Below are 8,998 nucleotides of genomic sequence, written 5' to 3' on the forward strand. Positions count from 1 at the left end.
GAACTTGTCCGGGTCCAGCGGCGCGTCCCAGTCGATGTCGACGACCGGCGCGTAGGACTTCTTGACCGATCCCTTGAGCAGCCGTTCGGAGAACTCTTCACGACTGGTCCCAGTCGGCTTCACCGCACTAGTCATGGCGCGCTCCTCCTCATTGCGTCACGGTAGGGAGCATGGAGTGAAGATGTCAATACCCATGGTACCGGGTACCGGTGGTTTCGACTAGTTCTCGGTCGTTGCGATCCACGCCGGAGTAGGTTCACCCGAATGGGACCGTTTCTCATCCGCGCCGCGTTGACGGGATTTGCCCTGTGGGTGGTCACCCTTTTCGTTCATGGGCTCAGCTTCGTCGGCGGCGACACCAGGCTGCAGAGGGTCGGGATCATCTTCGTGGTCGCGGTGATCTTCGGTCTGGTCAACGCGTTCATCAAACCGATCGTGCAGATCCTGTCCATCCCGCTCTACATCCTCACGTTGGGCCTGATCCACATCGTCATCAACGGGCTGATGCTCATGCTCACGGCGTGGATCACCGCTCACACCACTCATTGGGGCCTGGCGATCGACCACTTCTGGTGGACCGCGATCTGGGCCGCGATCGTCTTGTCGATCGTCAGCTGGGTGCTGTCGCTGGTGGTTCGTGACGTGAGGCGCACAGCTCGGCGCTGACCGGCACACTGGTTGCATGCCTGAACTGCCCGAAGTCGAAGCGCTGGCCGACCACCTGCGTCGCCATGCCGTCGGCAGGACCGTCGGGCGCGTCGACGTCGTCGCGTTCTCGGTGCTCAAGACCTTTGACCCGCCGATCAACGCGCTGCACGGCTTGACCGTTACCGGCGCCGACCGGTGGGGCAAATATCTCGGTTTGCGGGCAGGCGAGCTGATTTTGATCACCCATCTGTCCCGGGCCGGCTGGCTGCGGTGGTCGGACAAGCTGGCCGCCGCACCGCTGCGGCCGGGCAAAGGCCCGATTGCACTGCGCGTTCATCTTGGTACGCCCGGCGAGGCGCCGGGCTTCGACCTCACCGAGGCGGGCACCCAGAAGCGCCTGGCGGTCTGGCTCGTCGACAACCCGATGCAGGTACCCGGCATCGCCGCGCTCGGGCCGGACGCATTGCAACTGTCCGCCGACGACCTGGCCGACCTGCTGGCTGGAAATACCGGCCGGATCAAGTCCGTCATCACCGACCAGAAGGTGATCGCCGGCATCGGCAACGCGTACAGCGACGAGATCCTGCACGTCGCCAAGATTTCGCCGTTCGCCACCGCGGGGAAACTCGCAGACGGACAGCTGGCCGCATTGCACGAGGCGATGGTGTCGGTGCTGACCGACGCCGTCAGCCGATCGGTCGGTCAGCAGGCCGCCACGCTGAAGGGGGAGAAGCGCTCGGGTTTGCGGGTGCATGCGCGCACTGGCTTGCCGTGTCCGGTATGCGGAGACACCGTGCGGGAAGTGTCGTTCGCCGACAAGTCGTTTCAGTACTGCCCGACCTGTCAGACCGGCGGCAAGGTGCTGGCCGACCGACGCATGTCGCGTCTGCTCAAGTAGCTATGCTGCGCGGGTGACTCGGCAGAAGATCCTCATCACCGGTGCGAGCTCCGGCCTGGGCGCCGGGATGGCCCGTGCGTTCGCGGCCAAGGGGCGTAACCTGGCGCTGTGCGCTCGTCGCACCGATCGGCTCGACGAGCTCAAAACGGAACTGTCGCAACAGTATCCGGGCATCGCCGTCGCCGTCGCGGCGCTGGACGTCAATGACCACGAACAGGTGCCGAAAGTGTTCGCCGAGTTATCCGACGCACTCGGCGGCATCGACCGGGTGATCGTCAACGCCGGTATCGGCAAGGGCGCGCCGTTGGGCTCAGGCAAGCTGTGGGCCAACAAGGCAACGATCGAAACCAATTTGGTGGCTGCGCTGGTTCAGATCGAAACCGCGCTACAGATGTTCAAGGCGCAGGGCTCGGGGCATCTGGTGCTGATCTCCTCGGTGCTCGGCGCCAAGGGTGTGCCCGGCGTGAAGGCGGCGTACGCGGCCAGCAAGGCCGGGGTGCGATCGCTGGGTGAATCGCTGCGCGCCGAATACGCCGACGGTCCGATCAAGGTGTCAGTCCTCGAGCCGGGCTATATCGAGTCGGAGATGACCGCCAAATCGCAGCGGCCAATATTCATGGTGGACAACAAAACTGGGGTCAAGGCGTTGGTCGCCGCCATCGAGCGCGAGCCGGGCCGGGCCGCCGTGCCGTGGTGGCCGTGGGCGCCGATGGTGCAGCTGATGCGGGTACTGCCGCCGTCGCTGGCCAAGCGTTTCGCCTAGCCTTCGCCGAACGTGAAGCCACTGCGAATGTTTGGAGATTTTTTCGCAATGAGTTCACGCTCGGCGTAGACCTAGCCGGCGCGCCCTCTTTCCGTCCGGTAGCGGCGCACCAGCGCGTCGGTCGAGCTGTCCGATTGCTTGTCCGGCGATGCGTCGTCCGTGATGACCGGCAGCAGCGCCTTGGCCTGCGTCTTACCCAGCTCGACGCCCCATTGGTCGAATGAGTCGATGCCCCACACCACGCCTTCGGTGAAGACCTGATGCTCGTAAAGGGCGATCAACTGGCCCAGTACCGACGGGGTGAGCCTAGTGGCCAGAATGGATGTGGTCGGTCGGTTGCCGGGCATCACCTTGTGCGGCACCACGTCAGCGGGCGTGCCTTCGGCGGCGATCTCCTCGGCCGTCTTGCCGAATGCCAGCACCTGGGTCTGCGCGAAAAAGTTGCTCATCAGCAGGTCGTGCATACTGCCGGTGCCGTCGGCGGTGGGCAGGTCGTCGGTCGGTTGGCTGAAACCGATGAAGTCGGCCGGCACCAAACGGGTGCCCTGGTGCAACAACTGGTAGAAGGCGTGCTGTCCGTTGGTTCCTGGTTCACCCCAATAGATTTCACCGGTGTCGGTGACAACCGGGGTGCCGTCGGCGCGGGTTGACTTGCCGTTGGATTCCATCGTCAGCTGCTGCAGGTACGCCGCGAACCGCGCCAGGTCGTGGGAATACGGCAGCACCGCACGCGACTGTGCGCCAAAGAAGTTCGAGTACCACAGCCCGATCAGCCCGAGCAGTGCCGGCGCGTTGGATTCCAGCGGTGCGGTCCGAAAATGCTCGTCGACGAGGTGGAACCCGGACAGGAAGTCCGCGAAAGCATCCCGGCCGATCGCGGCCATCACCGAGAGCCCGATCGCCGAGTCGACCGAATAGCGTCCGCCGACCCAGTCCCAGAAGCCGAACATGTTGTCGGTGTCGATGCCGAACTCGTCGACCAGCTTCTTGTTGGTCGAGACGGCAACGAAATGCTTTGCCACCGCGTCGTCGCCGAGTGCGTCGGTCAGCCAGCGCCTGGCTGCGGTGGCGTTGGTGAGCGTCTCCAGCGTGGAGAACGTCTTGGAGGCGACGATGAAAAGCGTTGTAGCCGGGTCTAAGTCGGCTAGCGTCGCGATCAGGTCGGCGGGGTCGACATTGGAGACGAACCGGGCCGAGATGCCGGCGTCGGCGTAGTGACGCAGCGCCTGGTAAACCATTACCGGTCCGAGGTCCGAACCTCCGATTCCGATATTGACGACAGTGCTGATCCGTTTCCCGGTGGCGCCGGTCCACTCGCCGCTGCGTAACCGGTCGGTGAAGTCACCCATCGTGTCGAGCACCGCGTGCACATCCTCAACCACGTTCTGCCCGTCGACAATCAGCTTCGCGTCCCGCGGCAGCCGCAGCGCGGTGTGCAGCACCGCGCGGTTCTCCGAGGTGTTGATGTGCACGCCGGCGAACATCTCGTCGCGACGCTGCTCGAGGTGGGCAGCACGGGCCAGGTCGGTGAGCAGTTTCAGGGTCTCGCGGGTGACGCGATGTTTGCTGTAGTCGATGTACAGGTCGCCGACGGTGACGGTGAACTCGCTGCCGCGGTCGGGATCGTCGGCGAAGAACTGGCGCAGGTGCGTCGCCTCGATCTGCTGGTGATGCTTGTGCAGGGCGTTCCAGGCCGGGGCCGCTGAGATGTCGGGGATCTGTTCAACCACAGTCATGGTTTCGACCCTAGTCAGGTTGGCCAGGGCCGGGTTGAAGGCGAGGTGAACGAGCTGCTAACCGGGGTGGATCAGTGGCCGAGTCGGCCGCGGCCCAGTCGTAGCAGCAGCATGGCCAGGTCCTTGCCCTCTGGACCAAGCTCGCTGTAGCGCTCGATGACCTTCATTTCGCGACTGTGCACCAAGCGGGTGCCGCCAGAGGCCATCCGGGCTTTGCCGATTGCCTGGGATACCTCGGTACGACGCTTGACCGCGGCCAGAATCGCGGCATCGAGCCGGTCAATCTCCTGGCGCAGGTCATCGATATCGGTGAGTTGTTCGGCTTCGATGGACATTTCAGACTCCGGATTCTCGTTGTGTGGGGGTCGTGGTCTCATCCGGTATCGGGCCTCACACAAGAGACGAGCCCCGGATCCGGAAGCGGACCGCGGGGCTCTGGGAAGCAGCTAGACCACGGGCACCGCTGGCCGGTACCCGTAGAAAAATCGACGCTGCATGTTGAGCACGAATTGAGTGTGCCACTTAAGGGCCTGCTAGCGCAAAGGTGTCGCAGAACAGCGGTAAGTTTGGAAAGTCATGAGTGTGCACGCTACCGAGTCCGACGCAGATCAACTCCTCGACGGCCTCAACCCGCCACAGCGTCAGGCGGTGCTGCACGAGGGCTCGCCGCTGCTGATCGTCGCAGGCGCGGGCTCCGGCAAGACGGCCGTGCTGACCCGCCGCATCGCATACCTGTTGGCCGCCCACGACGTCGGCCCCGGTCAGGTGCTGGCCATCACCTTCACCAACAAGGCCGCCGCGGAGATGCGGGAACGGGTGGTGGCGCTGGTCGGTCCGCGAGCACGCTCGATGTGGGTGTCCACGTTTCACTCGACATGCGTGCGGATTCTGCGCAACCAGGCATCGCTGATCGACGGGCTCAACTCCAACTTCTCCATCTACGACGCCGACGATTCGCGCCGGCTGTTGCAGATGATCGCCAAGGACATGGGCCTCGACGTCAAGCGCTACTCGCCGCGGCTGTTGGCCAACGCCATCTCCAACCTGAAGAACGAGCTGATCGACCCGCAGCAGGCGATGGCCAACCTGTCCGACCCCGACTCCCCCGACCACGCCGACGACTTGTCGCGCACGGTGGCCGCCGTCTACTCCGAATACCAGCACCGGCTGCGGGCTGCCAACGCACTCGACTTCGACGACCTCATCGGCGAGACGGTCGCGGTACTACAGGCCTTCCCGCAGATCGCCCAGCATTATCGTCGGCGATTCCGGCACATCCTGGTCGACGAGTATCAGGACACCAACCATGCCCAGTACGTGCTGGTGCGCGAACTGGTCGGCTACCACGTTGGGGACGCCGGCGACGACCCCGACGGCGTGCCGCAGGCAGAGTTGTGCGTCGTCGGCGACGCCGACCAGTCGATCTATGCGTTCCGCGGCGCCACGATTCGCAATATCGAAGACTTCGAGCGCGATTATCCCAACGCCACGACGATCCTGCTCGAACAGAATTACCGCTCCACCCAGAACATCCTGTCGGCGGCCAACTCGGTGATCTCGCGCAATTCGGGACGCCGGGAGAAGCGGCTGTGGACCGACGCCGGTGAAGGCGAGCTGATCGTCGGCTACGTCGCCGACAACGAGCACGACGAGGCAAGATTCGTCGCCGAGGAGATCGACGCGCTGGTCACGGGTGGCGACCTCACCTACAACGACGTGGCCGTTTTCTACCGCACCAACAACTCGTCGCGGTCGTTGGAAGAGGTGTTCATTCGCGCCGGCATTCCGTACAAAGTCGTTGGGGGCGTGCGGTTTTACGAGCGCAGGGAGATTCGCGACGTCGTCGCCTACCTTCGGGTGCTGGACAACCCGGGCGACGCGGTCAGCATGCGACGCATCCTCAACACGCCGCGGCGCGGTATCGGTGACCGGGCCGAGGCCTGCGTGACGGTGTACGCCGATAACACCGGTTCCAGTTTCGCCGACGCGCTCGAGGCCGCCGCCGAAGGCAAGGTGCCGATGCTTAACACTCGGTCTGCCAAGGCGATTGCGGGTTTCGTCGAGATGCTCGACGATCTGCGCGGCCGCCTCGACGGCGAGCTCGGGGAGCTGGTCGAGGCGGTGCTGGACCGCACCGGATATCGCGCAGAGTTGGAATCCTCGTCCGACCCGCAAGACCTCGCCCGGCTGGACAACCTCAACGAACTCGTCAGCGTCGCACACGAATTCGCCACCGACCTGGAGAACGCTGAGGCGCTGGACGAGACTGTCGACACGCCCGATGATGAAGACGTGCCGGACACCGGTGTGTTGGCGCAGTTCCTGGAGCGGGTGTCGCTGGTCGCCGACGCCGATGAAATCCCCGAGCACAGCGCCGGTGTGGTCACGCTGATGACATTGCACACCGCGAAGGGCCTGGAATTCCCGGTGGTGTTCGTGACCGGTTGGGAAGACGGCATGTTCCCGCACATGCGGGCATTGGGCGACGCAGGCGAGCTTTCTGAGGAACGGCGGCTGGCCTATGTCGGGATCACCCGGGCCCGTCAGCGGCTCTATGTCAGCCGGGCCAAAGTGCGGTCGTCGTGGGGACAGCCGATGCTCAACCCGGAGTCGCGGTTCCTGCGGGAAATCCCGCAGGAACTCATCGATTGGCGGCGCGTCGACCCCACGCCGTCGTTCAGCGCGCCGGTCAGCGGTGCCGGACGATTCGGCTCGCCGCGCCCGTCGCCGGCTCGTGCCTCGGCGAGCAAGCGCCCGCTGCTGGTGCTCGAACCCGGTGACCGGGTGACCCACGACAAGTACGGCCTGGGCCGGGTGGAAGAGGTTTCCGGCGTCGGCGAATCGGCGATGTCGCTGATCGACTTCGGCAGCTCAGGGCGGGTCAAGCTGATGCACAACCACGCCCCGGTCAGCAAGCTTTAGCCTCGGCAATTAGGCACGGCGCGGCACGGGCCAAGCCAGGCACCAGACCGGTCCGGGCCGGTTGACGCTCAGTCGTCCAGCAGCCAGTCTTTGGTGCGTGGGAGCAGCGCCAGCACCGCACTGGAAACCGGTAGCAAGGGCAGGGCGTGCACGATCCAGGCAACACGTGCGCCGGCGATGAATACGCCGCCGTAGGTCAATAGCGCGATCACGGCGCCGGCCACGATCAGGTAACGGCCGAGGGACCGCCGCAGCAGCAGCTGGATCACGCCGCAGATCGTCGCCAGCGCGAACACGAACGCGAGAAACGCCACCGCGACGCAGAACAGGCGGTCGGATTTCCACCAGCCTGCGATCAGGTCGGTTGCCACCACCGAGGTCGCCCAACCGCTGACGATGGTGACAGCGGCGGCCGCCACCGCCGTCGCGCTGCTGGGTTCACCGGACAGCGTGCTCGCCGTACGGGGCCGCTGGCTCGGGGCAACGTAGCGGGACGGCGGTGGTTGGCGCGGGATGTGGGTGGTGTGGGCGTCGTCCGCCATCTGCGGCAGCGGTCCAGTCGGCGCTCGGCGGATAATCCGCGTTTGGGGCGCACTCTGCGGGCCCTCAGGAGCCCTGTCGGCACGCATTGGTCCGCTCGGCGGCTGGGTCGGCGGGGGATCGCGTGGTGCGGGGTAGTTCGGATCAGTCAACGGTCAACCGGCGAAAGTGCCGACGGACAGGCCCCGGTTGGCCAGCCACGGCACCGGGTCGATTCGCTGGGTGCCACCAAGCAGCACCTCGAAATGCAGATGTGGGCCAGTGGAATTGCCACGGTTGCCCATGGTGGCGATCTGGTCGCCCGCCATCACGCGCTGGCCCACGCTAACCATCGTGGTGTTGACGTGACCGTAGAGCGTGACCGTTCCATCCGCGTGGCGCAGTTTGACCCACATTCCGTAACCGGCGGTCGGGCCGGCGTCGATGACAACCCCGTCGGATACCGCCCTGATCGGGGTGCCGATCGAGTTCGCGAGGTCGATACCGGCGTGCAGCACACCCCAGCGGTAGCCGAAACCCGAGGTGAATATGCCCTTGGTCGGCATGACGAACAGTGGCTGCTGCAGGCGGGCCTCGCGCTGGGCGCGCTCCTGGGCGAACGCGACGCCTTTGGCCAGCTCCGCGTTGTGCACGGCGACGTTCGCGGCAGGCTGCACGGTAACCATCTGCATCCCGCGCGCCGAGGTGCTGATGGCGCCGCCATTCATGGTCGCCGCGTCGGCGGCGAGCACCGTCTGGGCCTTGGAGTGATCAGAAGTGTGAGTGGCGGAGTGCGCGGCCGCGGCCGCAGCGCCGGCGGCCATGGCGCCGATCAACACCCGGCCTCGCGCCGGTCCAGTCAGCTCCTTGCGATGCTGCCCGCGGCGCGCGATCGGATCCGAATCGTTTCGACGGCTGCGCAGCTCATACCGGTACGGGTCGATACGGCGCGCAGAGCTTTCTGGGCTCGGCTGCACTTCACTGGGGCCGGCCAGCGTCAGGACCGCGAGGTTGTCGGTGTCGTCCAGGTCATCGAGCTCGGGTGCGCGCAGGACCTGCGCTTCCTTGTTGAAGGCGGAATTGTCGCTAAAGTCCAGGTCATCGAGGTTGCCGAACTCATTGAACGGGATGATGTCGGTGACTTCGTTGCGGTCGAACTCAGACCCGCGGTCGCGCGATTGCCGAGCGCCTCGTGGCGCAGGAAACCGTGCGGGCATGAGCTGGGTCAAGCTGATTGTCCCTCGGACCGTAACCAAAGCGTTATCTGGACCCTGAGACGTTAACCGCCGAGCGCAGCGCGTGGCAAGCCGAGCCGGAAATCCGTCGTAGATTGTGATTTGAATCACTTCAGGTGGTGCGGTGAGATCTGCCACATCCACCGATGCCGCCGACGGAACCTCCCGGCCGTGTCGATACAGTTCCCGCAAGCGGGCATCGGAAAACCGGTTCGCTGACATACAGGCCGACACATAGAAGTGAGCCCATGGATCTTTTCGAATATCAGGCGAAAGA

At 65.0% G+C, this 8,998-nt stretch carries 9 protein-coding genes and 1 pseudogene; 5 read left to right on the top strand and 5 right to left on the bottom strand.

Annotated features, from left to right (window positions below; translation table 11 throughout):
• Positions 1-135 (bottom strand): diiron oxygenase (locus WAN71_RS18370; protein WP_422226710.1); only part of this gene is annotated, 135 nt, incomplete at its 3' end.
• Between the two features lie 129 nt (positions 136-264).
• Here WAN71_RS18370 and WAN71_RS18375 point away from each other — a divergent pair.
• The 4 genes and pseudogenes from WAN71_RS18375 to WAN71_RS18390 all read left to right on the top strand — a co-directional run bounded on the left by WAN71_RS18375 (position 265) and on the right by WAN71_RS18390 (position 2,309).
• Complete coding sequence (locus tag WAN71_RS18375; RefSeq protein WP_422226704.1) at positions 265-666, top strand: phage holin family protein; 402 nt, start codon at positions 265-267, stop codon at positions 664-666.
• A gap of 16 nt (positions 667-682) precedes the next feature.
• Positions 683-925, top strand: a pseudogene (locus WAN71_RS18380) (DNA-formamidopyrimidine glycosylase family protein); the annotation flags it as partial.
• Between the two features lie 147 nt (positions 926-1,072).
• Positions 1,073-1,546: a zinc finger domain-containing protein gene (locus tag WAN71_RS18385; RefSeq protein ID WP_422226711.1), complete on the top strand. Its 474-nt coding sequence runs from the start codon at positions 1,073-1,075 to the stop codon at positions 1,544-1,546.
• 13 nt (positions 1,547-1,559) lie between these two features.
• On the top strand, positions 1,560-2,309 hold the full coding sequence (locus WAN71_RS18390) for an SDR family oxidoreductase (protein ID WP_422226705.1): 750 nt from the start codon (positions 1,560-1,562) through the stop codon (positions 2,307-2,309).
• 71 nt (positions 2,310-2,380) lie between these two features.
• On the opposite strand, the gene pgi is transcribed toward WAN71_RS18390, so the two are convergent.
• Together pgi and WAN71_RS18400 are read right to left on the bottom strand one after the other, a co-directional pair.
• Positions 2,381-4,045, bottom strand: a complete 1,665-nt coding sequence (pgi, locus tag WAN71_RS18395; RefSeq protein ID WP_422226706.1) for a glucose-6-phosphate isomerase — start codon at positions 4,043-4,045, stop codon at positions 2,381-2,383.
• Positions 4,046-4,116: 71 nt separating this feature from the next.
• Positions 4,117-4,422: a chorismate mutase gene (locus WAN71_RS18400; protein WP_422226707.1), complete on the bottom strand. Its 306-nt coding sequence runs from the start codon at positions 4,420-4,422 to the stop codon at positions 4,117-4,119.
• Between the two features lie 199 nt (positions 4,423-4,621).
• Here WAN71_RS18400 and pcrA point away from each other — a divergent pair, with 199 nt between their 5' ends.
• Positions 4,622-6,967 carry a DNA helicase PcrA gene (gene pcrA / locus WAN71_RS18405; protein ID WP_422226708.1) on the top strand — a complete coding sequence of 782 codons (2,346 nt, stop codon included), beginning with the start codon at positions 4,622-4,624 and terminating at the stop codon, positions 6,965-6,967.
• 68 nt (positions 6,968-7,035) lie between these two features.
• On the opposite strand, the gene WAN71_RS18410 is transcribed toward pcrA, so the two are convergent.
• Together WAN71_RS18410 and WAN71_RS18415 are read right to left on the bottom strand one after the other, a co-directional pair.
• The gene (locus tag WAN71_RS18410; RefSeq protein WP_422226709.1) at positions 7,036-7,596 is read right to left on the bottom strand and encodes a hypothetical protein; all 561 of its coding nucleotides are present in this window, start codon (positions 7,594-7,596) and stop codon (positions 7,036-7,038) included.
• A 66-nt stretch (positions 7,597-7,662) separates the two neighbouring features.
• Positions 7,663-8,703: a M23 family metallopeptidase gene (locus WAN71_RS18415; RefSeq protein WP_422226712.1), complete on the bottom strand. Its 1,041-nt coding sequence runs from the start codon at positions 8,701-8,703 to the stop codon at positions 7,663-7,665.
• Positions 8,704-8,998: the final 295 nt, after the last annotated feature.

The organism is Mycobacterium sp. (assembly GCF_049280035.1).
GTDB lineage: Bacteria > Actinomycetota > Actinomycetes > Mycobacteriales > Mycobacteriaceae > Mycobacterium.